The sequence below is a fragment of the Azospirillum fermentarium genome, assembly GCF_025961205.1.
Classification (GTDB): Bacteria; Pseudomonadota; Alphaproteobacteria; order Azospirillales; family Azospirillaceae; genus Azospirillum; species Azospirillum fermentarium.
In genome coordinates this window covers 912,001-935,084 of sequence record NZ_JAOQNH010000001.1, presented here as the reverse complement: position 1 = coordinate 935,084, position 23,084 = coordinate 912,001, and the positions used below count along the sequence as shown (strand labels likewise).

Here is a 23,084-nt window from a genome sequence, read left to right as displayed (position 1 = left end):
ATGGCCCGGCCGATGCAAGAGCCTGCCCCCACCGCAAGGGACGCCCATGACCACCCCCCGCCTGTTCATTTTCGGCCTTGGCTACACCGCCGGCGTTCTGGCCCGCGACCGGCTGGCCCAGGGCTGGCGCGTCGCCGGCACCTGCCGCAGCGCGGAGAAGCGCGCCGCCCTGGAGGCCCAGGGGATCGAAGCCTTCGTCTTCAGCCGCGACACGCCCCTGGCCGATGCCGCCGCCGCCCTGGCCGGCGTCACGCACCTGCTGTTCAGCGTGCCGCCCGACAGCCGCGGCGACCCGGTGCTGGGCTGCCACGGGCGGGACATCGCCGACCTGATCTCCGTCGATTGGGCCGGCTACCTGTCCACCACCGGCGTCTACGGCAACACCAACGGCGAGTGGGTGAGCGAGGCCGCGTGGCTGAAGCCCGGCAACGACCGCCAGCGCCAGCGGGTGGAGGCGGAACGGGGCTGGCAGGCCCTCTACCGCCAGCGGGGGCTGCCGCTGCACGTCTTCCGCCTGCCGGCCATCTATGGGCCGGGGCGCAGCGCGCTGGACCATGTGCGCGCCGGCACCGCCCGGCGCATCGACAAGCCGGGACAGGTCTTCGCGCGCGTGCATGTGGAGGACATCGTGGGCACCCTGCTGGCCTCCATGGCCCGGCCCAGTCCGGGGTCCATCTATAATGTGGCCGACGACGCCCCGACCCCCTCGCCCGAGGTGATCGAGTACGCCTGCTCCCTTCTGGGGGTGGAGCCGCCGCCGCTCATCCCCTTCGACCAGGCCGAGCTGTCGCCCATGTCCGCCGGTTTCTGGAGCGAGAGCCGGCGCGTGAAGAACGACCGCATCAAGACCCGGCTGGGCGTGAACCTGCGCTACCCCGACTACCGCGCCGGGCTGGAGGCCCAATGGAAAGCAGAGAAAAATAGTTAGTTATCTAATACAAAACAAAGAAATAAAATCCACCGTCTTTAACCAAGTGCGGCACAAAGACATTCGACAAACGGTAAGCAGTTTATAATAATCGGGTGGGATCATCGTCGGGATCCGTCATGAAACCTGAGAGGTTCAGGAAGGCATGGCCCTCATCTCCCCACCCGAACCGCCCCCGCCGAACGCGGATTGCTTTCAGACATCATCATTAGATCCCGTTCTGTTTCGCCGGAAAATGGACGAGGTGGTCTCGGCCATCCCGCTCCACGCCATCCGTCCGGTTCTGGACGCCATCGACGGTGCCGCCGGCGCCAACGGCGAGCGGGCGCGGCATCTGCGCGACGCGCTGGTGGAGCATTTCAACCGCCTGCGGCCCATGAAGGCGCGGCGTCTGTTCACCGGCCTGTTCGAACCGTTCCTGGTGGATGACCCGGTGCTGTACCGGGCGCCCGCCGGGGTTCCGGGGCTGATCCAGCGGGTGGACATGGGCGGGCTGTGGGCGGCGCTGTCGCAGATGGCCTTTCCCGGCCTGGCGGCGGAGGTGCAGTGCCGGCTGGACGATCTGGCCCGCGACCGCATCCTGGACGAGGTGCTGACCGGGCCGGAGGCCATGGCCCTGCGCGATTCCATGCGGCGGGCGGCGGCGGATTTCCTGGTGACGCTGGACCGGGATTTCCGCCTGTCCAGCCGTTTCCTGATGCTGGCCAACGACGAGGCGGAGCACGACGCCCGCCTGCGCACCCATTACCTGAACCGCAAGGCCCCCATCGATGCCGAGATGCTGGGGTTCGTCCGCGCGGTGCTGGAAAACAACGCCGGCCTGCTGCCGCTGGCCGACCGGCTGCGCCGCGACATGGATCAGATCACCGCCGCCGCCGCCAACCCCGCCACGGAGGAGGAGGGGCTGTCGGCCCTGATGGCCGGCTATTCCCGGCGGGTGCGCGACCTGGGCCCGGCCTTCCGCATCCAGTCGCAGGCCCTGGCCTGGACCGCCCCGCTCTATGCCCTGAACGTCCGCGGGCGCACCGACGTGTTCCAGCGCTATATCCGCGAGCACGGCGGGGCCGGCGTCGATGACCAGCACCCGCTGCGCCGCACGCTGATGGCCCATTTCAGCGCCAGTTGCACCACCATCCACGAGGTGGTGGACGGCCTGTTCGGGGACATCGACATGCTGGACGGCGGCGTGCTGTCGGTGAACCGCCCGGCGCGCGACCTGCTGACCACGGCGGTGGAGCGGTTCGAACGCACGCTGGCGGCGGTGTCGGGCACCGGCATCCTGGCCAACCGCACCAGCGGCCCGGCCATCCGCACCGCCCTGTCCGACGTCACCCGCCGGCTGACCCAGATGATCCTGCCGGCGCTGGCGGTGCGGCTGCAGGCGGCGCTGAACGCCCGCCACGCCTGCGCCCCCGACCACGACGACGTGCTGTGGCTTCTGGGGCTGGTGTGGCATTGGGGACGGAACCTGGGCAGCGTCGGCTATGCCAGCCCCGAGATCAAATCCCTGCGCCTGTTCGCCCTGGAACAGGGGCGGGTCGCCTTTCTCCAGGCCATGCAGGTGAGCGACGGCGAACGGGTGGACGCGCGGATGGCCCACCTGCTGCGCATCCGCCGGCTGGTCGCGGCCATCGGCGAAGACATCACGCCGTGGATCACCCCGGCCAGCCCGGGGCTGCACCGGGTGGTTCACGCCTATCTCGATGGCCGCGACCCCATCGGGGCGGAGGAATGGGTGGTGATCGACGGCTTCGCCCAGTCGCTGCGGGTGGAGCTGAACCGCTCGCGCAACTGGAAAAGTGCCGACCACGTGGCCACCTTGCGCCTGCACGAGGAGCGCCGCGGCCCGCCCGCCGCGGCGGCGGAGGGTGCCCTGTCCCCCCTGTAAGAAAGTGGCTGCGCCCAACGGGGCTGTGCTATGCTCGCGCCCCGCCGCTTGGCGGAACGGTATCGCTCAACCCCGTTCAGCGAATCCCCCAGGGTGTCACACGCGCGGGACGATTATGGCAGGATCGAAGACCAGCATGAACATCATCATCGAACGCGCCGCCCTGCTCCGGTCGTTGAGCCATGTGCAGAGCGTGGTGGAACGGCGCAACACCATTCCGATCCTGTCCAACGTGCTGTTGCAGGCCAAGGGGGGCGAGCTGTCCCTGTCGGCCACCGACCAGGAGCTGGAGATCGTCGAGTCGGTCCCCGCCGCGGTCAACCGTCCCGGCTCCACCACCGCTCCCGCCCACACGCTCTACGACATCGTGCGCAAGCTGCCCGATGGCAGCCAGGTGGAGATGGACGTCAGCACCGACGGCCATGTGCTGACGCTGAAGGCCGGACGGTCGCAGTTCAAGCTGGCCTGCCTGCCGGCGGCGGATTTCCCGCAGCTGTCGGGCGGCGAGATGGGCAACAGCTTCGCGCTGCCGGCCAACGACCTGCGCGCCCTGATCGACCGCACCCGCTTCGCCATTTCCACCGAGGAAACCCGCTATTACCTGAACGGCATCTTCCTGCATGCGGCCAAGGCCCACGGCAGCGCCCCCCCGTCCCTGCGGGCGGTCGCCACCGACGGCCACCGGCTGGCGCGGGTGGAAGTGCCGCTGCCCGAGGGGGCACAGGGCATCCCCGGCGTCATCATCCCCCGCAAGACCGTGGCGGAGGTGCGCAAGCTGATCGACGAGGCCGCCGACAGCATCGTGGTCGGCCTGTCGGAGACCAAGATCCGTTTCAACATCGATTCGATCGTTGTCACGTCGAAGCTGATCGACGGCACCTTCCCCGATTACGAGCGCGTGATCCCCAGCGGCAACGACAAGATCCTGGAGGTGGACACCAAGGCGTTCGCCGCCGCGGTGGACCGCGTGGCCACCATCTCCACGGAAAAGAGCCGGGCGGTGAAGCTGGCGGTGAGCCGCGGCAGCCTGACGCTGTCCGCCACCTCGCCCGAGGCCGGCAGCGCCACGGAAGAGCTGGAAGCCTCCTATGACGACACCGCGCTGGAGATCGGCTTCAACTCCCGTTACCTGCTGGACATCACCCAGCAGATCACGGGCGACCGGCTGAGCTTCGCCTTGGCCGACGCCGCATCGCCGACCATCGTCCGCGACATGGCGACCGAGGCGGCGCTCTACGTCCTGATGCCCATGCGCGTCTGATAGGGCGCGTCTGATCAATTCACCGGGTTCCAAGGGCCGCCGGCCCTTGGCAGGGGTGCGGGGACGGCGTTCCCGCGTAATCGTTGACCTTTCCATCCCTTTCCCTCTCCCGCCTGACGCTGACCCGCTTCCGCAGCTACACCCACGCGCGCCTGGATCTCGACCGGCGCCCGGTGGTGCTGACGGGCGGGAACGGTGCGGGCAAGACCAACCTGCTGGAAGCCGTCAGCTTCCTGTCGCCGGGCCGTGGCCTGCGCGGGGCCAAGCTGGCGGAGGTGGAACAGATCGGCGGCACCCCCGGCTGGGCGGTGGCGGCGGTGCTGCAAAGCCCGCTGGGCGCGGTGGACATCGGCACCGGCCGCGAGTGCCTGGACAACGACCGCGACCGCCGCGCCGTCCACATCGACGGCCACCCGGCCAAGAGCCAGACGGCGCTGGCCGATCACGTCACCATGGTCTGGCTGACCCCGGTGATGGACCGGCTGTTTCAGGACGGGGCGGCGGGGCGGCGGCGTTTCCTCGACCGGCTGGTGTTCAGCTTCGACCCCGCCCACGCCGGGCGCCTGTCCCGGTACGAGCACAGCCTGCGCGAACGCGCCCGCCTGCTGCGGGACGGGCGGTTCGACGACGGCTGGCTGTCGAGCCTGGAGGACCAGATGGCGACATCGGGCGTGGCGGTGGCCGCCGCCCGGCTGGAGGTGGTGCGGCGCCTGCGCGCGGCGTGCGGCCGCGGCATCGGTCCCTTTCCCGGCGTCGATCTTTCCGTGACCGGAACGGTGGAGGGCTGGCTGGCCGCCGGCCCCGCCCTGGCGGCGGAGGACGCGTTCCGCCAATCCTTGCGGGAATCCCGCCGGGTGGATGCCGTCAGCGGCGGGGCCGCTGCCGGGCCGCACAAGAGCGATCTGGACGCCCGCCATCAGGCCAAGGACATGCCCGCCGCCCTGTGTTCGACGGGGGAGCAGAAGGCGCTGCTGCTGGCCATCGTGCTGGCCAACGCCCGCCTGTTGACCGCCGAAACCGGCACGGCACCTCTGGTGTTGCTGGACGAGGTGGCCGCGCATCTGGACGAGGAACGGCGCGATGCGCTGTTCGCCGAGATTCTGGCGCTGGGGGCGCAGGCGTGGATGACCGGCACCGACGCGGCCATGTTCGCCCCGCTGGGCGGTGCTGCGCAGCGTTTGCGCATCGAAAACGGGGCCGCCGTGCCCGACGGATAGCCGGCCCCGCGCCAATCACGGGCACTGCCGGTGAAAATCGGCGGACCGGCATGGAAAGACCGCTTTTTTCAACCTCTTCTGCTATACTCCGGCCATGGCACAGGAAGCTTTGACCCCCCCCCCTCCCCCGCGAGGATTACGGCGCCGAATCGATCACGGTTCTGCGCGGGCTTGACGCCGTGCGCAAGCGGCCCGGCATGTACATCGGCGATACCGACGACGGGTCCGGCCTGCACCACATGGTGTACGAGGTCGTGGACAACGCCATCGACGAGGCGCTGGCCGGCTATTGCGACCGGGTGGACGTGACGCTGAACGCCGACGGGTCGGTGACCGTCCGCGACAACGGCCGCGGCATCCCCACCGACATCCATTCCGAAGAAGGGGTGTCGGCGGCGGAGGTGGTCATGACTCAGCTTCACGCCGGCGGCAAGTTCAACCAGAACTCCTACAAGGTGTCGGGCGGCCTGCACGGTGTGGGCGTGTCGGTGGTCAACGCGCTGTCGGAAACGCTGGACCTGCGCATCTGGCGCGGCGGGCGGGAATGGACCATGCGCTTCCGCCACGGCGTCGCCGACGCCCGGCTGGCCGACACGGGCGAGGCGCCGGACCTGGGCGGCGGCAAGCGCCTGTCCGGCACCGAAGTGACCTTCCTGCCGTCCAAGGAAACCTTCTCCAACACCGAATTCGATTTCGCCACGCTGGAACACCGGCTGCGCGAGCTGGCCTTCCTCAATTCCGGCGTCCGGCTGATCCTGACCGACGCCCGCGGCGTGGAACCCAAGGTCGTCGAGCTTCATTACGAAGGCGGACTGGAAGCCTTCGTCACGTGGCTGGACCGCTCCAAGGTGCCGCTGCACAAGCCCGCCATCACCATGAAGGCCGAACGCCAGACCGAACACGGCGGCACGGTCACGGTGGAATGCGCGCTGCAGTGGAACGACAGCTACCATGAAACCACGCTGTGCTTCACCAACAACATCCCGCAGAAGGACGGCGGCACCCATCTGGCCGGGTTCCGCGGGGCGCTGACGCGGGCCATCAACAGCTATGCCACCGAATCCGGCATCGCCAAGAAGGAAAAGGTCAACCTGTCGGGCGACGACGCGCGCGAAGGGCTGACCTGCGTGCTGTCGGTGAAGGTTCCGGACCCGAAATTCTCCAGCCAGACCAAGGATAAGCTGGTGTCGTCCGAGGTCCGCCCGGTGGTGGAATCGGTGGTCGGCGAATTCCTGGCCCAGTATTTCGAGGAACACCCCGCCGACGCCCGCCGCGTGGTGCAGAAGGTGGTGGAAGCCGCCGCCGCCCGCGAGGCCGCCCGCAAGGCACGCGAACTGACCCGCCGCAAGGGTGCCCTGGACATCGCCTCCCTGCCCGGCAAGCTGGCCGATTGCCAGGAGCGCGACCCGGCGCTGTCGGAACTGTTCATCGTGGAGGGCGATTCGGCGGGCGGCTCGGCCAAGCAGGGCCGGTCGCGCCAGTTCCAGGCCATCCTGCCGCTGCGCGGCAAGATCCTGAACGTGGAGCGCGCCCGGTTCGACAAGATGCTGTCGTCGGCGGAAATCGGCACGCTGATCGCCGCGCTCGGCACCGGCATCGGGCGGGAGGAGTTCGATTCCGCCAAGGCCCGTTACCACAAGATCATCATCATGACCGACGCGGACGTGGACGGCAGCCACATCCGCACGCTGCTGCTGACCTTCTTCTTCCGGCAGATGCCCGATCTGATCGACAAGGGCTATCTCTACATCGCCCAGCCGCCGCTGTACCGCATCAAGCGCGGCAACGCCAAGGAACGGTATCTGAAGGACGACCGGGCGCTGGAGGAATACCTGATCGAGGCGGCGCTGGGCGATCTGGCGGTGCAGACCGCCGACGGCACGCTGCTGCAGGGCGACGTTCTGGTCGATCTGGTGGAGAAGTCGCGCGCCACCCGCCCCAACATCGAGGCGCTGGCCCGCAAGGCCGGCAACCTGACGGCGGTGGAGCAGGCAGCGGTGATGGGCGCCCTGTCCGTCAACCTCGTTTCGAACCCGGAACAGGCCCAGGCAGCGGCGGAAGCCGTGGCCGCCCGCCTGAACGCCCTGGATGCCGAGGGTGGGTGGAACGGTGCGGCGCTGGCCGACGGCGGCTATCAGCTCACCCGCACCCGCCGCGGCGTGACCCACCGCCACAGCTTCGACGCCGACCTGCTGAAGAGCGGGGAAGCGCGCAAGCTGGACGCGCTGGCCGCCGACCTGAAGCGGTCGTTCGAGAACCCGGCCCGCGCCTTTGAGAAGCAGAAGGAAACCCGGCGTCTGACCGGGCCGACGACGCTGTTCGACACGGTGATGGAACTGGGCCGCCGCGGCGTGACCATCCAGCGGTACAAGGGCCTGGGCGAAATGAACCCCGACCAATTGTGGGAAACCACGCTGGACCCGGCCAAGCGCTCGCTGCTCCAGGTCCGCGTCACCCACGCCGACCAGGCGGAGGAGGTGTTCTCCACCCTGATGGGCGACATCGTGGAACCCCGCCGCGACTTCATCCAGGAAAACGCGCTGAAGGTGGCGAATCTGGACGTGTAAGAATAACCGTTCCTTATCTTCAAAAGACGCCGGCGGGGGCCGCGGAAGATTTCCACGGCCCCGTCGGTATTCCGCCGTGCACTTATTGCGCCAGCCATTTCCTAAGCTGGGTCAGGTACGGCTTCGGTACCCCGACATGCTGATCAAACAGTTTTGCCCCCTCACCTGGGGGGCTGTGATCGGTGGCCGAAGCAGCCTTATCCTTTTGCCCAACGGCACGTCCCAGCAGTGCTGGACCACCGGCCCCCAATAGGAACGCCTCCCAACGTTGGGCAACATCGCTGGCGATCGCGATGGCCACCGCGATAATCACCGCCAGAATTAAAACCACCCAAAAACGCGATTCGCGAATTTCACCAACAGGGTCGGCACTGTTGTAAAGACGCAGACTTTCATGCGCCACAGCCCCCAGGGCAGCAAGGCCTACTTTCACGAACATGTCCAGCCCTTGCCCGCCCGTTGGTAAGAGCTGCCCCCCTAATGCCATATCCATCAAAAACTCCCATTTTTGTTCATATCTGTGCCATTATGCCCTTTTCACGCTTGCAAACTTTAACAGAGCAATCGTGACGATTATATGAAACAATTATTGATCTAAAAGGGAAACAAGAAGAATGGGATCGGATCACTCCAGACAGACCGGCGACATCCCTGCGGCCAGCCATCGCAGTTCCTCGGACAGCACCAGGATGGCGGAGGACACAGGAACTTTAAAAGCGGAAAGGTTGGAAAAACCGCCCCTTGGCCGCCCATGGACACGCGGCAGTCTGGCACGCTGGAAAAACGATACGCTGGGATTGGCCCGCCGCCGGCATTTGTTGGCGGCGTGCAGCACGGTGCAAGCCCGGTTGACTTGTGACGGCCCCCAGACCCAGCCTGCATGCGGGTGTGAACATTACGCTAGCGTATCCATTGGGGTACCCACCCCAGTACCCGGCAGACGGACACGCTTTACCGGATACTACCCCATTCTGGTGGAAAGCAATGATCCCGGCGTTCTGGCATGGGCACGCGCCACGTTCCCCACCGGCATCGACGGAGTGCCGGTGGTAATTCGAGAATGCCATCCCCCTGTGCTTCAGGCCCGTATCGGCGCATGCCTCAGCCATGCCGATAACCGGGCGAATTTCGGAACGCTGGGATGCTTTTTGCGACGTGATGACCAGATCTTCGCTCTGACCGCCGCCCATGTGGTGACGCTAGGGGCCGATATGGTGAAGGTGGGTGCCGAAGTCGTCAGCCCGTCCCATGCCCGCAGTTTCCTCTTAAAACAGGCACAGCTTTTGGGAACCATCGAACAGATGGCATCCGATCAAGACGCCTGTCTTATCGGCCTGACCCCTGAACAATCGGCCCGCGCACGCAACGATATTCCCCGGCGCAAAGGCCCCAAGCCCTTGCGCTGTTTGGCAGGAAACGGCTTGAGCAAAAGCGCAGGCAAAGATGGCACGGTGATCTGGGACGATGGCTGGGCCGTTGTCGGTCTGCGGGTTGCCAAGGTCGGTGCCGCCAAAGGCAATTACCGCGTCGGCCATGTTCACAAGGTGAAGCAGGACATTTCCTTCACCGACGGGGCCACTCTCAAGGGGCTGTTTACCGTCCGAAGCGGCGATGGCCGCGTGTTTTCCGAAGGCGGGGATTCCGGCAGCGTGGTTTTCGAAGACAGCGGGCGACGTCCTGTCGGGCTTCTTCTGGGGGGAAACGGCGCGGAAAGCGTCTGCGCCGAATTCAACGACATCCTCTACACTCTCGATGCCGACCTGATGTAACCCTACCCCCACATGACATACCGGGCAGATCGTGCTCTGCCCGGTATTCGCCATTCCTCCGAAGAGAGGTCAATACAAACGGTACGGATCCGACTCTTCGATTTCCACGGTCAGCCCGGCCAGAATTTGGCGTATCTCCCCCATAGGAGCATGGCGGCCCCGCTGCACGGTGACGACGACATGTTCCTGCCCTTGCCGGCCACCAATGCCGATTCCAACCACACCCGGCATTTGCATCACCGTATCACGCCGCTGGTCCAGGATCGGCTCCCACGCAGGACCCCGGCGTTCCGGCAGTTTCCGTATCCGCATCACTGTCAGACCCTGTTTTCAGAGTCCTTGAGTCTCTACCAAGAGCCGATATGGAGCAAGCTCTCTTTCGTGGTGTTTCCGTGACAATCTGGAGGACGCCTGCCGGACCTCTCCCCTCACCGGTCGTGCCGGGGCGCCATCTGGTCGATGCGGTGGGCCAGATCCACGTCGGTCTGGGTCACGCCCTCGGCCTTGCGGCAGGACAGGATGATTTCCACCCGGCCCTCGTCGTTGAACCATTCGGGATAATGGTCGGCGCGGGCCGCCAGCAGCGCCACCTGATTCATGAACCCCCACGCGGCGGCGAAGTCGGCGAAGTGGTAGGTCTTGCGGATCGCATCGCGGTCCAGCACCTCCGACCATCCGTGGAGTTCCTTCAGGGCCGTCTGGCGCCGGGCGCCCACCAGCTTTTCACCCATGATCGTGTCTCCCTTCGGTTCTGCTTTTTCTTCAACGGATAGAATCCGCCCCCGTTGCGCTTGGCACAAGGGGAAAGGCTCGCTACCTTCTGCCCCATGGCTGCGACCGCAAAACCCCATCCTTTCTCCCTGCCCCCCTCCATCGCCGATCTGGAGGCGATGGCCGACGAGGCCATGGGCACCATCCCCCCCGAACTGCGCGCCCACGTCAGCAACGTGCTGGTCCGCGTGGAGGATTTCCCCGACGAGGAAACCGAGGAGGAGATGGAGCTGGAAAGCCCCTTCGACCTGCTGGGCCTCTACCGCGGGGTGGATCTGATGCGCCAGAGCGTCAGCGACGTGCGCATGACCATGGATGCCATCTTCCTCTACCGCCGCCCCATCCTGGATTACTGGTGCGAGACGGGGGAGGATCTGTTCCACATCGTCCGTCACGTGCTGGTCCACGAGATCGGCCACCATTTCGGCTTCTCCGACGAGGATATGGAACGGATCGAGGGCGGATACGGCGACGAGGAATGAGGGACGCACCATGGACATGACCCGCCTGCACGCCCTGTTCGACGGGCTGCCCCGCCACGGCGTCGGCTCCGACGCGGCGACGCAGGAGGCGCTGCGCCGGTTGCGCGCCCACGGGCTGCCCGACGATCCGGCGGTGCTGGACATCGGCTGCGGCCCCGGACGGCAGACCATGATCCTGGGCCGGGTCACCGGCGGACGGGTTACCGCCATCGACACCCACCCGCCGTCGGTGGCCGAAACCCAGCGCAAGATCGCCGAGGCCGGCCTCGGCCGCCGGATGCAGGCCGAGCGCCGGTCCATGACCGAGTTGGACGTCTATGGCGAGGGGCGCTTCGATCTGCTGTGGGCCGAGGGGTCGATCTTCATCATCGGCTTCGACGACGGGCTGCGGCGCTGGCGCCCGTTGCTGCGCCCCGGCGGGCTGGTGGGGGTGAGCGAGCTGACGTGGCTGGCCGCCCACCCGCCGGCGGAGGCCGCGGCGTTCTGGGCCGAACGCTACCCCGCCATGCGCGGCACCGACGCCAACCGCCGCGCGGCGGAACAGGCGGGCTATGCCGTGCTCGACACCATCACCCTGCCCCCGGCGGCGTGGTGGACAGACTACCTGACGCCGCTGGAGCGCCGGGTGGCCGAGATGCGGGACCGCCACCGGCTGGACCCGGAATGGGACGCGCTGCTGAACGCCACCCAGGCGGAAATCGACCTCTACCGCCGCTGCGGCGCCAGTTACGGGTACGTCTTCTACCTGCTGCGGCGCCAGGGCTGATACGGGTTACGCGGCCTCCGCCGGCAGCGGGGCGACGGTCAGGGTGAAGGCGGTGCCCGGTGCGGTGCGTTCCACCGACAGCGCCCCGCCGCCCGGCTGGCCCGCCCCCACCTGGCGGGCCAGGGCGTGGACCACCTTCATGCCCAGGCTGCGGCTGCGGGTCCAATCCACCCCCTCGGGCAAGCCCACGCCGCGGTCGGCCACGGTCAGGGTCAACCCGCCGCCGTCCTGCCGTTTCAGGGCGACGCGGATCAGCTTGGGCATGTCCGCCGGGTGGCTGGCGGAAGGATAGGCGTGCTTGACGGCGTTGATCACCAGTTCGTTGATCATCAGCCCCAAGGTGACCGCGCGGTCCGCCGGCACCTCCACCGCATCCAGGTCGAGATCGAAGACCCAGCCGCCGCCTTCGTTGCGGATGGACTCCTCCACCTCCCGGCACAGGGCGGCGATGTAATCGTGCAGCGGAATGGCCGTGACGTTGCCGTCGCGGTAGAGCAGGGAATGGATGTCGCTGACCGCCCGCACCCGCCGGCCCGCGGCGTCCAGATGGGTGCGCACCGCCGGGTTGCCGGCGCTGCCGGCCTGGAGCGTCAGCAGGCTGGACACCAGATGCAGGCTGTTCTTGACGCGGTGGTTCACCTCCCGCATCAGCAGATCCTTCTGCGCCACCAGGGCGTCGCGCTCGGCCAGGGATTCCTTCAGGTCGGCCAGGACGGTTTCCAGGTCGCGGGTGCGCTCCCGCACGCTTTCCTCCAGCTCCTGGCGGATGCGGCGGGCCAGCCGCGCCTGACGGAAGCCGAAGGCCGACAGCGCCAGCAACGCGGCCCCCGCCACCGCCCCCAGGGGGATATAGGACGCCAGCGCCGACCGCCACGCCGCGTCCACCGCGGCGATGTCCACCTGAACCCCCACCGACAGCGGCCAGCGTTCCACCTGACGATAGGCGAACAGATAACGGTCGCCGCGCACCAGCCCGGTGCCCGGCTGCCGCTCAACCATCCCCTGCTGGATGGGGGTGAGCGGGGCCGGGTCGCCGCCCCCGGCGGGATAGCGCAGCAGCACGTCCTTGGGTGTTTCGCGGAACAGCACGAGGCCGGGATTGAACGACCGCTGCATCTCCTCCACGAAGGAGGCGAAATAGCGCGGCTCGATGGTGATGGAGGCGATGCCGCGGAACCCGCCCGCCTCATCCTCCAGCCGGCGGGACAGCAGGAAGGTGGGTTCCTTGGTGACCCGCCCGATGATGCGGCTGCTGACGACCGGCTCCCGCTCGCCGGATTTCGGCACCAGGAAGGCTTCGCGGTCGGCGGCGTTGGAATAGGGGGCGGGAAAGGCGAAGGTGGTCAGACGCAACAGCCCCTGGTCATCGTTCAGCCAGATGGCGTCGATGAAGGGCAGCGGCTGGTTCAGCCGGCGCAGCCGGTCCCACAGGGCACGGTCGGCCTGGATGGCGTCCCAGCTTTTCAGCCGCGCTTCCTCCCCCACCTGGGCCACCAGCAGGTCGGCGGCGTCGAAGATGCGGGCGGTGTGCTGGGCCAGCACGCGGGCGTCGGTGGCGACCTGGGTTTCCGCCTCGGCCCACACCCGCGCGCGGGTCTGCTGCACCACCACCAGGGCGGCCAGCAGCAGCACCGCCAGCCCGGTGACCCCCAGCCAGCCGAACGCCGCCTCCAACCGCGGGCGCCGGGCGGCGCCGGCTGCATGGGCAGCGGCCGGAACAGGAGGCGGACCCGCCGGTGTCTGGGTATGGACGGCCATCACTCACATGAAACGGCAAGGGCGGGACGGGGGGCATGATAAACCGTCCGCCTCCCCCCCGCACCCGGATTTTGGGGTGGGGGAGCGGCCACCCGCGCCTTGCGGGGCGGGCGGGGACGGTTATACTCCCCCCGATTTCGATCCGCCCCGTTACAGGAGTTTCTTCATGGCCCCGGCCACCTTCGATGTCACCGGCATCGGCAACGCCATCGTTGACGTCATCGCCCATGCCGACGACGCCTTTCTGGCCGACAACGCCATCGAAAAGGGGGCGATGACCCTGATCGACACCGCGCGGGCCGAGGAACTCTATGGCCGCATGGGGCCGGGCATCGAGGTGTCGGGCGGGTCCGCCGGCAACACCATGGCCGGCTTCGCCGCCCTGGGCGGCACGGGTGCCTACATCGGCAAGGTGGCCGACGACCAGCTCGGCGCCGTGTTCCGCCACGACATCCGCGCCGCCGGGGTGCGGTTCGACACCGCGCCCCTGACCGGGGGGGCGCCCACCGCCCGCTGCCTGATCCTGGTCACGCCGGACGCCCAGCGCTCCATGAACACCTATCTCGGCGCCTGCGTCGAGCTGGGGCCGGAGGACATCGACGAGGATCTGATCGCCGCCTCCCAGGTCACCTACATGGAAGGCTATCTGTGGGATCCGCCGCGGGCCAAGGAGGCGTTCCGCAAGGCCGCCGCCATCGCCCACGGGGCGGGCCGGGCGGTGTCGCTGTCGCTGTCGGATTCCTTCTGCGTCCACCGCCACCACGCGGAATTCCGCGATCTGGTGGACAACCACGTCGATATCCTGTTCGCCAACGAGCATGAGATCGGCGCGCTGTACGGCACCGACGATTTCGCCGCCGCGCTGGCCGCGGTGAAGGCGCTGGGCAAGACCGCCGCCTTGACCCGCAGCGAAAAGGGCGCCGTCATCGTGTGGAAGGGCGAGGTGGTCGAGGTGCCCGCCGAGCCGGTGGCCAAGGTGGTGGACACCACCGGGGCCGGCGACCTCTACGCCGCCGGCTTCCTGTTCGGCGCCACCCGCGGGCTGGCCCCGGCGGTGTGCGGGCGTCTGGGCGCCATCGCCGCCGCCGAGATCATCAGCCACGTGGGTGCCCGCCCCGAGGTGCCGCTGGCCGATCTGATCCGCAGCAAGGGCGTGCTGTAACGACCGGCCGATTGAGCTACCATCCAAACCCCCTCTCTTTTTATCGCTAAAAAGGGGGGAGGTTTGGAGGTGCCAACCTCCAAGCGGGGCCGGGGCGGCAGCCCCGCACACACAATGAGCTTCGCCCGTTCCGTCGCCACCGTCGGCGGCCTGACCCTTCTCAGCCGGCTTGCCGGTTTCGTCCGCGACATCCTGACCGCCGCCGTGCTGGGGGCGGGGCCGGCGGCGGACGCCTTTTTCGTGGCGCTGAAGCTGCCCAACATGTTCCGGCGGCTGTTTGCCGAGGGTGCCTTTTCCGTCGCCTTCGTGCCGCTGTTCACCGAAACCCTGGAGCGCGACGGGCGGGAAGCGGCCCAGCGCTTTGCCGGGCGGGCGGCGGGAGTGCTGCTGGCGGTGCTGATCCCCCTGACCGGGCTGGCCATCGCCGCCATGCCGTGGATCATCCCGCTGCTGGCCCCGGGCTTCACCGACGAGCCGGCGAAATTCGCCCTGACCGTGGATCTGGCGCGGCTGACCTTCCCCTATCTGCTGCTGGTGGCGCTGGTGGCGCTGCTGGGCGGGGTGCTGAACGCGCTGGGGCGGTTCGCACCGTTCGCCGCCGCCCCCGTGGCCTTCAACCTGACGCTCATCGCCGCGTTGCTGGCGGCCCCCCGGCTGGGTGTCGATCCCGGCCCGGCCCTGGCGGCGGCGGTCAGCCTGTCGGGGGTGGTTCAGGTGGTGTGGATGGTGGCGGCCTGCCGGGCGGCGGGGGTGCGGCTGCGGGTGGCGTGGCCGCGGCTGACACCCGACATGCGCCGGCTGTTCCGGCTGGCCGGGCCGGCGGCCCTGGGGGCGGGGGTGATGCAGATCAACCTGTTCCTCAACATGGTGATCGCATCGCTGCTGCCGTCGGGGGCGGTGTCGTACCTCTATTACGCCGACCGGCTGAACCAGATGCCGCTGGGCATCATCGGCATCGCCATCGGCACGGCGCTCCTGCCGCTGCTGTCCCGCCATGCCGCGGCAGGAGACGCGGCGGCGCTGCGCCACGACACCAGCCGGGCCATGGAATTCGGGCTGCTGCTGGGGCTGCCGGCGGCGGTGGCGCTGGGGGTGGCGGGGCACGCCATCGTGGCGGTGCTGTTCCAGCGCGGCGCCTTCGGCCCGGCGGACGTGACGGCCACCGCCTGGACCCTGGCGGCCTATGCCGTGGGCATCCCGGCCTTCGTGGTGGCGAAGGTGCTGAGTGCCGCCTTTTTCGCCCGTCAGGACACCGGCACCCCGGTGCGCATCGCCCTGGCGGTCACCGCGGCCAACATCGCCCTGGCCCTGGCCCTGCTGCCGTGGCTGGCCCAGGCCGGCATCGCGCTGGCGACGGGGGTGGCGGCGTGGCTCAATCTGGTGCTGCTGGGGGTGACGCTGCACCGCCGCGGCCAGTTGGGCCTGGACACCCGTTTCCGGCATCGCGCCCCCCGCATCGCCGCGGCGGCGCTGGGCATGGGGGCGGGTTTGGCGGCGGGGGTGGCCCTGCTGGCCCCGTGGCTGGACTCCGGCGTCACGCTGGTGCGGGTGGCGGCCCTGGGGGTGCTGGTGGCGGGGGGCTGCGGGGTGTTCCTGACGCTGGCCCACGGGCTGGGCGGCACGGATCTGGCCGACCTGAAGGCGCTGGCGCGGCGAAAGCGCCGTGGGGATGCAAGCGAGGAAAAGCCGGACTGACGCTTGGTCTGCACCGGCGTTCCTGGCCGGCCCCCCGATCTTTCGTTACAAAGTCATCCTGCGTGAAGAATCCCACCCATCAGGAGCCCCCGATGAGATCAACGCTTATCATGCTGCTGGCGATCGCCTTGATGCCCGTTGCCGCCAACGCACAGGAAGAAGGATCCAGCCCTTTCGGGATCTCGATGGGCAGCTCCATCGAAAAATTTACAGTCAAAGAAGCAAAGAAAAACGGCATGTACGAGATCAACCCGCCGCCGAAAGCGGGAAAGGTCTTTGAGGACTATAGCGTGACCTATCACAAGGACACGGGAATCTGTAAAATTCACGTGACGACCCCGATCATCGTCACGAATCCCGCAGGGGATAAGGTGAAAACGACATTCAACGCAATCAAGAATGAAAACGACCGGATTTACGGGACCGGCCAGCTTTACGACCGGCTGGATGCGGGAAGCACCCTGACCAAGCCGGAAGACTGGATGGCGAGCATAGCAAAGGATCAGCGTCTCTTCGGCGCCATATGGTCGCGGAGCAAGGGCCTGAAGATGGCCGGGAACGTCGATCGGGTAACGCTGATGACCTACGCCAGCGATGGCAACATCGGATTTCTGATCGCCCGCTATGAATTCAGCAACTACCCCGACTGCAAAGCCAAGCTTGGGATCCAGGACTGAACGCCGCGGGGACGGCAAACGGCGCCCGCCTACCCCGCCGTCTTCTCCGTGAACCCGCACAGGTCGCGGATGATGCAGGCCGCACAGTCGGGCTTGCGCGCCTTGCACACATAGCGCCCGTGCAGGATCAGCCAGTGGTGGGCGTGGCGGCGGTAGGGGCCGGGGACCACCGCCAGCAAGCCCCGCTCCACCGCCTCCGGCGTCTTGCCGGGGGCCATGCCGGTGCGGTTGCCGACGCGGAAGATGTGGGTGTCCACCGCCATCGTCTCCTCGCCCCACGCCACGTTCAGCACCACGTTGGCGGTCTTGCGCCCCACGCCGGGCAACTGCTCCAGCGCCTCGCGGTCGCGGGGAACGTCGCCGCCGTACTCGCACAGCAGGATTTCCGACAGCTTGATGACGTTCTTGGCCTTGGTGTTGAACAGGCCGATGGTCTTGATGTAGGCGCGCAGCCCCTCCTCCCCCAATTCCAGCATCTGGGCGGGGGTGGTGACGCGCGCGAACAGCGGGCCGGTGGCGCGGTTGACGCCCACGTCGGTGGCCTGGGCCGACAGCACCACCGCCACCAGCAGCGTGTAGGGATTGACGTAGGCCAGTTCGCTTTTCGGCTCGGGGCTGGCGGCCTGGAACCGGCGGAAGGCTTCCTCGATGGCGGCGGGGGTCATGGGCGCACCCGTCACAGCAGGGCCAGCAATTCGTTGACGAAGCCCGGCACCACCTCGGTCGCCGGCCCCAGCACCGATTCGGCGAAGAGGGTCGCCCCCTCCGACGGCTCCAGGTTCAGTTCCACCGTGTGGGCGCCGTTGGCCCGCGCCTCGGCCACGAAACCGGCGGCGGGATAGACGTTGCCCGACGTGCCGATGGACACGAACAGGTCGCACGCCGCCAGCGCCTCGTAAATGCGTTCCATCTGATAGGGCATCTCGCCGAACCACACCACGTCGGGGCGCAGGGTGCCCACCGCCCCGCAGTTGGGGCAGGCGTCGGTCACCGACAGGTCGCTGGTGCAGCGCTCCACCACGCGGCACTGGGTGCAGAACGCCTTCAGCAATTCCCCGTGCATATGGATCAGCCGCTGCTGCCCGGCACGCTCGTGCAGGTCGTCGATGTTCTGGGTGACCACCAGCACGTCCGCCGGCCACAGCCGTTCCAGGTTGGCCAGCGCGAAATGGGCGGCGTTGGGCACCACGCCGGGGTCGTTCAGCCCATGGCGGCGGGCGTTGTAGAACGCCTGGACGCGGGCGGGGTCGCGGGCATAACCCTCGGGCGTCGCCACATCCTCCAGCCGCACCTGCGCCCAGATGCCGTCGGCATCGCGGAAGGTGTGCAGCCCCGATTCGCGCGAAATCCCGGCGCCGGTCAGAACAACGATGGGGGAAGTGGACAGAAGACGCATGGTATGTATCCGTGCAGGCACCGCCGCCGCGGGCGGTCACGTCTCACGAAACCCGACGGGGGAAGCATGGTCAAGGTCTTGTTTGTCTGCACCGGCAACATCTGCCGTTCCCCCACCGCCCACGGCGTCTTCCGCGCCTTCGTCCGCGAGGCGGGGCTGGAGGACCGCATCCACACCGATTCCGCCGGCACCAGCGGCTATCACGTGGGCGACCCGCCCGACCGCCGCAGCCTGGAACTGGCCCGCCAGCGCGGCTACGACCTGTCCGACCTGCGCGCCCGGCGGGTTACCGTGGGGGATTTCCGGGATTTCGATCACATCCTGGCCATGGACCATGGCCACCTGGACGCCCTGCGGCGCATGGCCCCCCGGGATTCCACCGCCGACGTCCGCCTGTTCCTGGACTACGCCCCCGACTGGCCGGTGCGCGAGGTGCCCGATCCCTATTACGGCGGCGCCCTGGGCTTCGTGGAGGTGCTGGAGATGGTGGAGGCCGCATCCCGCGGCCTCCTCGGCCGTATCCGCCAGGGCTTTTAACGCACCGCCACCAGCACCGCCGTCAGGCGGCGGACCATGGGCAGGGCCAGGAGCAGGGTGGGAAAGGCCACCACCCACGACATGGCCCAGGCGTTCAGCCACAAAGCCGGGGTGCCGTCGCCGAAGCCGGCGGCGCGCAGCGTGCTGATGAGCGACACCACCGCCGTCATCAGAACCGACAGCAGAAACGGCATCACCACCCCGGCGAAACGGGCAGGCAATTGGGGAAAACGGCGGGAGATGTTGGTTTTCGGCGCGTTCATGCGCGTCCACTCCGTAAGACACCGGCCATAGCAAGCGCCACGCCCCCGAACCGGGGGCCGCACCGGCTATGGGCCGGTACAGGTTGGCGCGTTGAATGACGGTAACGCTTACGGCAGCCGCCAGGGGCAGCAGCAGGAAAAGGATAAGGGGTACAGGCCCCTGGGACAAGAGCCATGTGTGGTCCAAGGCCGAGGGGATCGTCTCCTCGGCGCTCCCCGGCAGGGGCCGGACGGCCCCTGCCCCCCGTTAGCGGCGGCCGCTGGCGATTTCGCCCTTCAACTGGTCCAGCAGGGACAGAACCTCGCGGCTGGCCGCACTCATGCTCTCGGCGGCGCTGCGGGCGCCGGGGGTGTCGCCGGCGGCGGTGCGCAACAATGCCTGCTTGCCGAAATCATGGACGCGGCGGTGCGGGTCCACCAGCGCGCCGTACGCCGGACAGGAGCGGACGTGGGGATCGTTCACCCCGTCGTACCATTTGCCCAGACGGCAGGTGTGGTGGTTGGCAAGGTCGGCGGCCTTGGTCCGGGACCGGCCCTCCACAGCCTCCATCACCCGCTTGATGAACTCCAGATGATCGGTCTTGGCCCGTTCCACCACCGCCATGCCGCCGTCGGTGATCAGGCGCTCCATCAGGCCGGGGGACAGGCGGCTCGCGTCGTCGAAAGCGATGTGGCACAAGGCCCCCGACACCGCCACCACCTGCCCCCGCCGCGGCTGGCCCAGGGCCGGCGCCGACAGGGTGAGAGCGGTCCCCACCCCCGGTTTCAGCCCCGTGAGCGTCACGCACGCTCCGCCCGCCGACACATCCGACACCGACCCCTCCACCGTGCGGCCGTCCACCGACACCGTGACCGGCAACAGGCACCCGGCCCGGCGGTCGCGGCGGCGGTCGGCATCCTGCGACGCCCCGCGCACCGACCGTTTCAGGGCGCGGCCCAATGCTGCCACCGTGTCGTCCATCCGCCCGGTGTCCTTCATCACCTCGTCGGCCAGTTCGCTGGATTCCTCCGCCTCCTCGGCCAGTTCGGTCATCACCTCGGCCACCCGGCGGGCGCCGTCGGCGGTCTCGTTCACGCAGCGGCTGATTTCCTGGGTGGCCGCCGATTGCTCCTCGATGGCCGCCGCGATGGTGGAGCCGAAGGTTTCCATGTCGTGGATGATCGCCCCCACCGCGTCCATCGACCCGGCGGCCCGTCCGGCGGCGTCGCGGATGCGGTTGACCTGGGCCACGATCTCCTCGGTCGCGTCGGCGGTCTGGCGGGCCAGGGTCTTCACCTCGCCCGCCACCACGGCGAAGCCCTTGCCGGCCTCGCCCGCGCGGGCCGCCTCGATGGTGGCGTTGAGCGCCAGCAGGTTGGTCTGCTTGGCGATGGACCCGATCATGTCCACCACCCGCCCGATCTCCTGCGACGTGACGGTCAGGGTTTCCATGACCGACCGCGCGTCCACCGCCCGGGTCACGGCGCGGCGGGCCACGTCCACCGACTGCCCCACCTGCCGGGCGATCTCGCTGATGGAGGAGTGAAGCTCGTCCGCCGCCGACGCCACCGTCTGGGCGCTGGACAGGGCCAGGTTGGATGCGTCGGTGGCGGTGGCCGCACTGGCCTTGGTGCGGCTCGCGGTGTCGTTCAGCCGCTCGGCGGCGTCGCGCACCCCGCCGGTCAGCCGCCCCATATCCTCCATGGTGCTGCCGATCTCGCCGTCGATGTGGTCGGCCATGGTGGTCACCATGGAGCGGCGCTCGGCGTCGATGGCCTCGGGGTATGTGGCCAGACAGACGCTGAGGTCGTACATGGCGGCGGCGATCACCGCCTGCTGCGCCTCGGCCATGGCGTCGGCTGCCGCCTTGCGGGCGAAGCCGCGGCCATAGAGACGCGCGGTCATCCCCGCCAACTCGCCCATCAGAAAGGAATAGCCGCCGATGTAATAGGGCATCGCCAGCCCGGCCCGGTAATGGGCCGCCCCCACCCGGCGGGCCGACTCGAGATATCCCTCGTCGAAACGGCCCTCAAGGATCCGCTCCCAATGGCGGGCCTGCCCGGCCTTGGCGCGGTTCATCTGGGCAGGGTCGGCGAACAGGCGGGCCAGATGGGGCTGCTGCATCAGATGACCGTAAAAACGGTCGAGAACCGCCGGCAGGACCGCGCGGGCGTGGGGGGCGATGTCGCGCAGCCGCCGGCACACCGCATCCGTCAGGCCAAAGAAGGGCAGCGCCGTCAAGGCGGACAGGCCGTGCGTGTCGCGTTGGATCATCATCGCCACCGTCTCCATCAATCGGCAACGGCACGCGCCCCCGCGCTGCGTGCCATCACACGCCGCCCGCCCGCCGTTACACCACATACAAAGTGAGGTTATTTCGCTTGTATCAGCGCAATAGATACGAATCAAGGCAAAACAAATATAAAATCATCCATGAAATTTACAATCCATTCTCATAAGAAAAGTCTAATTTTTAAGAATTCAAAACGCCAGATGGTTTAAAAACATTAACACCACAACAGGGCATGACGGCATAACATCTTTGGCAGATGAAAAATCAATGGAATAAGCGGGGATTTCCGGGCACTTTTCAGAGCCTTGACTGGAAACGGCCACGCAAAGGAGCCTTGCGGGGCGGGGCGCACCGCTGACGGTCTGCGCCGGACCGGCAGGATGGCCGGGCACGCCGGGGGGGCGAATGACAATTCGCAATCGCCCGCTGTTTTTCTTGATCCATGAGGACGGGTGGCGGGGAAGATGCCGGCCATCCTCTTGAAGTGACAGGCGCGATAAGCCCATATGACCCGGCAGAACCATCCGATGATGCGACACACGGACCGGGAAGGCCCGCCATGACCAGCTACCTCAAGACCACCATTCTTCTTGCCGGCCTGACGGCGCTGTTCGCCGGCGTCGGCTTCTTGATCGGCGGCAAGGCGGGGATGCTCATCGCATTCGTGATCGCGGTGGGGATGAACGTCTTCGCCTATTGGAATTCGGGCAGCATGGTCCTGTCCATGTACGGCGCGCAGGAGGTGGACGCCCGCACCGCCCCCGAATTCCACGACATCGTGCAGCGGCTGGCCCAGCGGGCCGGGCTGCCGATGCCCCGGGTCTACATCATCCATTCCGACCAGCCCAACGCGTTCGCCACCGGGCGCAACCCGGAAAACGCCGCGGTGGCCGCCACCACCGGCCTGCTGGACCGTTTGAGCGCGGAAGAGGTGGCGGGCGTCATGGCCCACGAACTGGCCCATGTGAAGAACCGCGACACGCTGATCATGACCATCACCGCCACCATCGCCGGCGCCATCTCCATGCTGGCGAACTTCGGCATGTTCTTCGGCGGGTCCAACTCGTCGAACGAAGAGGGCAACGGGGGCGGCAACCCGCTGGGCTTCGTCGGCTCGATCCTGATGATGATCCTGGCGCCGCTGGCGGCCTCGCTGGTGCAGATGGCCATCAGCCGCACCCGCGAGTACGAGGCCGACCGCATCGGCGCCGAGATCTGCGGGCGCCCGCTGTGGCTGGCCAGCGCGCTTCAGCGCATCCACGAGGGCGTGGCCCGCATCCCCGACCCGCGGGCCGAATCCCACCCGGCCACCGCCCATCTGTTCATCGCCAACCCGCTGCACGGCCAGGGCATGGACAACCTGTTCTCCACCCACCCCAACATGGAAAACCGGGTGGCGCGGCTGCAGCAGATGGCCGGCATGGGCGGCTATGGCCGCGGTCCCGGCGGCGGCAACGGCTTCGCCACCAACGGCGGTGGCTTCGGGGGTGGCTATCCCGCCGGCCAGCGTCCGCCGGAACCCGGCCGCCCCGCCGCCGGCCCCTCCCCCTGGGGCGCCCCCCCGCCCGGCGGCGGCAAACGGTCCGGCCCCTGGGGCTGACGGAGACGCTGGACGGACAGGATGCCGGGGAATCCTCCCGGCATCTTTTTTGCCCCATCATTTCCATATTTCTG

Annotated in this window: 21 protein-coding genes; 14 read left to right on the top strand and 7 right to left on the bottom strand. The window is 68.0% G+C overall.

The genetic code is table 11. The features are described from left to right. The first annotated feature begins 46 nt into the window (after positions 1-46). From M2352_RS04430 to gyrB, 5 genes are all read left to right on the top strand, one after another. Entirely contained in the window at positions 47-928 is an 882-nt protein-coding gene (locus M2352_RS04430) for an SDR family oxidoreductase (RefSeq protein WP_264663293.1), read from the top strand. Between the two features lie 235 nt (positions 929-1,163). Next, on the top strand, positions 1,164-2,816 hold the full coding sequence (locus M2352_RS04425) for a hypothetical protein (protein ID WP_264663292.1): 1,653 nt from the start codon (positions 1,164-1,166) through the stop codon (positions 2,814-2,816). A gap of 136 nt (positions 2,817-2,952) precedes the next feature. Beyond that, complete coding sequence (gene dnaN, locus M2352_RS04420) at positions 2,953-4,077, top strand: DNA polymerase III subunit beta (RefSeq protein ID WP_264663291.1); 1,125 nt, start codon at positions 2,953-2,955, stop codon at positions 4,075-4,077. An 83-nt stretch (positions 4,078-4,160) separates the two neighbouring features. After that, positions 4,161-5,294, top strand: a complete 1,134-nt coding sequence (gene recF / locus M2352_RS04415; protein ID WP_264663290.1) for a DNA replication/repair protein RecF — start codon at positions 4,161-4,163, stop codon at positions 5,292-5,294. 179 nt (positions 5,295-5,473) lie between these two features. Further along, positions 5,474-7,861, top strand: a complete 2,388-nt coding sequence (gyrB, locus tag M2352_RS04410) for a DNA topoisomerase (ATP-hydrolyzing) subunit B (RefSeq protein WP_264663289.1) — start codon at positions 5,474-5,476, stop codon at positions 7,859-7,861. Positions 7,862-7,943: 82 nt separating this feature from the next. Here the strand turns inward: gyrB and M2352_RS04405 are convergent, their stop codons facing one another. Further along, a complete protein-coding gene (locus M2352_RS04405; RefSeq protein ID WP_264663288.1) occupies positions 7,944-8,354 on the bottom strand; it encodes a hypothetical protein in 411 nt (136 codons plus the stop codon). 481 nt (positions 8,355-8,835) lie between these two features. Here M2352_RS04405 and M2352_RS04400 point away from each other — a divergent pair, with 481 nt between their 5' ends. Continuing rightward, positions 8,836-9,630, top strand: a complete 795-nt coding sequence (locus M2352_RS04400) for a S1 family peptidase (RefSeq protein ID WP_264663287.1) — start codon at positions 8,836-8,838, stop codon at positions 9,628-9,630. A 150-nt stretch (positions 9,631-9,780) separates the two neighbouring features. Then, the gene (locus tag M2352_RS04395) at positions 9,781-10,026 is read left to right on the top strand and encodes a hypothetical protein (RefSeq protein ID WP_264663286.1); all 246 of its coding nucleotides are present in this window, start codon (positions 9,781-9,783) and stop codon (positions 10,024-10,026) included. Between the two features lie 32 nt (positions 10,027-10,058). Here M2352_RS04395 and M2352_RS04390 read toward each other — a convergent pair whose 3' ends face one another. Further along, the gene (locus M2352_RS04390) at positions 10,059-10,361 is read right to left on the bottom strand and encodes a 4a-hydroxytetrahydrobiopterin dehydratase (protein WP_264663285.1); all 303 of its coding nucleotides are present in this window, start codon (positions 10,359-10,361) and stop codon (positions 10,059-10,061) included. Positions 10,362-10,520: 159 nt separating this feature from the next. Between M2352_RS04390 and M2352_RS04385 the strand changes: the two genes are divergently transcribed. Together M2352_RS04385 and M2352_RS04380 are read left to right on the top strand one after the other, a co-directional pair. After that, complete coding sequence (locus M2352_RS04385) at positions 10,521-10,883, top strand: metallopeptidase family protein (RefSeq protein WP_264665302.1); 363 nt, start codon at positions 10,521-10,523, stop codon at positions 10,881-10,883. A gap of 10 nt (positions 10,884-10,893) precedes the next feature. After that, on the top strand, positions 10,894-11,649 hold the full coding sequence (locus tag M2352_RS04380; RefSeq protein ID WP_264663284.1) for an SAM-dependent methyltransferase: 756 nt from the start codon (positions 10,894-10,896) through the stop codon (positions 11,647-11,649). 6 nt (positions 11,650-11,655) lie between these two features. On the opposite strand, the gene M2352_RS04375 is transcribed toward M2352_RS04380, so the two are convergent. Then, the gene (locus M2352_RS04375) at positions 11,656-13,407 is read right to left on the bottom strand and encodes a sensor histidine kinase (protein WP_264663283.1); all 1,752 of its coding nucleotides are present in this window, start codon (positions 13,405-13,407) and stop codon (positions 11,656-11,658) included. A 166-nt stretch (positions 13,408-13,573) separates the two neighbouring features. On the opposite strand from M2352_RS04375, the gene M2352_RS04370 reads away from it, so the two are divergent. The 3 genes from M2352_RS04370 to M2352_RS04360 all read left to right on the top strand — a co-directional run bounded on the left by M2352_RS04370 (position 13,574) and on the right by M2352_RS04360 (position 16,941). Next, on the top strand, positions 13,574-14,569 hold the full coding sequence (locus M2352_RS04370) for an adenosine kinase (RefSeq protein WP_264663282.1): 996 nt from the start codon (positions 13,574-13,576) through the stop codon (positions 14,567-14,569). Between the two features lie 114 nt (positions 14,570-14,683). Then, positions 14,684-16,264 (top strand): murein biosynthesis integral membrane protein MurJ, encoded by a 1,581-nt coding sequence (murJ, locus tag M2352_RS04365; RefSeq protein WP_264663281.1) that lies wholly within the window; start codon positions 14,684-14,686, stop codon positions 16,262-16,264. A gap of 110 nt (positions 16,265-16,374) precedes the next feature. Continuing rightward, on the top strand, positions 16,375-16,941 hold the full coding sequence (locus tag M2352_RS04360) for a hypothetical protein (RefSeq protein ID WP_264663280.1): 567 nt from the start codon (positions 16,375-16,377) through the stop codon (positions 16,939-16,941). Positions 16,942-16,970: 29 nt separating this feature from the next. On the opposite strand, the gene nth is transcribed toward M2352_RS04360, so the two are convergent. Both nth and cobB read right to left on the bottom strand, forming a co-directional pair. Then, positions 16,971-17,606 (bottom strand): endonuclease III, encoded by a 636-nt coding sequence (gene nth / locus M2352_RS04355; protein ID WP_264663279.1) that lies wholly within the window; start codon positions 17,604-17,606, stop codon positions 16,971-16,973. A gap of 11 nt (positions 17,607-17,617) precedes the next feature. After that, positions 17,618-18,337 carry a Sir2 family NAD+-dependent deacetylase gene (cobB, locus tag M2352_RS04350; protein ID WP_264663278.1) on the bottom strand — a complete coding sequence of 240 codons (720 nt, stop codon included), beginning with the start codon at positions 18,335-18,337 and terminating at the stop codon, positions 17,618-17,620. 66 nt (positions 18,338-18,403) lie between these two features. Here cobB and M2352_RS04345 point away from each other — a divergent pair, with 66 nt between their 5' ends. Continuing rightward, complete coding sequence (locus M2352_RS04345; RefSeq protein ID WP_264663277.1) at positions 18,404-18,874, top strand: low molecular weight protein-tyrosine-phosphatase; 471 nt, start codon at positions 18,404-18,406, stop codon at positions 18,872-18,874. Here M2352_RS04345 and M2352_RS04340 read toward each other — a convergent pair. Then, complete coding sequence (locus M2352_RS04340; RefSeq protein WP_264663276.1) at positions 18,871-19,137, bottom strand: DUF2798 domain-containing protein; 267 nt, start codon at positions 19,135-19,137, stop codon at positions 18,871-18,873. The genes M2352_RS04345 and M2352_RS04340 overlap by 4 nt on opposite strands. Positions 19,138-19,384: 247 nt before the next feature. Then, positions 19,385-21,394 carry a protoglobin domain-containing protein gene (locus tag M2352_RS04335; protein WP_264663275.1) on the bottom strand — a complete coding sequence of 670 codons (2,010 nt, stop codon included), beginning with the start codon at positions 21,392-21,394 and terminating at the stop codon, positions 19,385-19,387. A gap of 575 nt (positions 21,395-21,969) precedes the next feature. On the opposite strand from M2352_RS04335, the gene htpX reads away from it, so the two are divergent. Then, positions 21,970-23,010, top strand: a complete 1,041-nt coding sequence (gene htpX / locus M2352_RS04330; RefSeq protein ID WP_264663274.1) for a zinc metalloprotease HtpX — start codon at positions 21,970-21,972, stop codon at positions 23,008-23,010. The last annotated feature ends 74 nt before the right edge of the window (positions 23,011-23,084 follow it).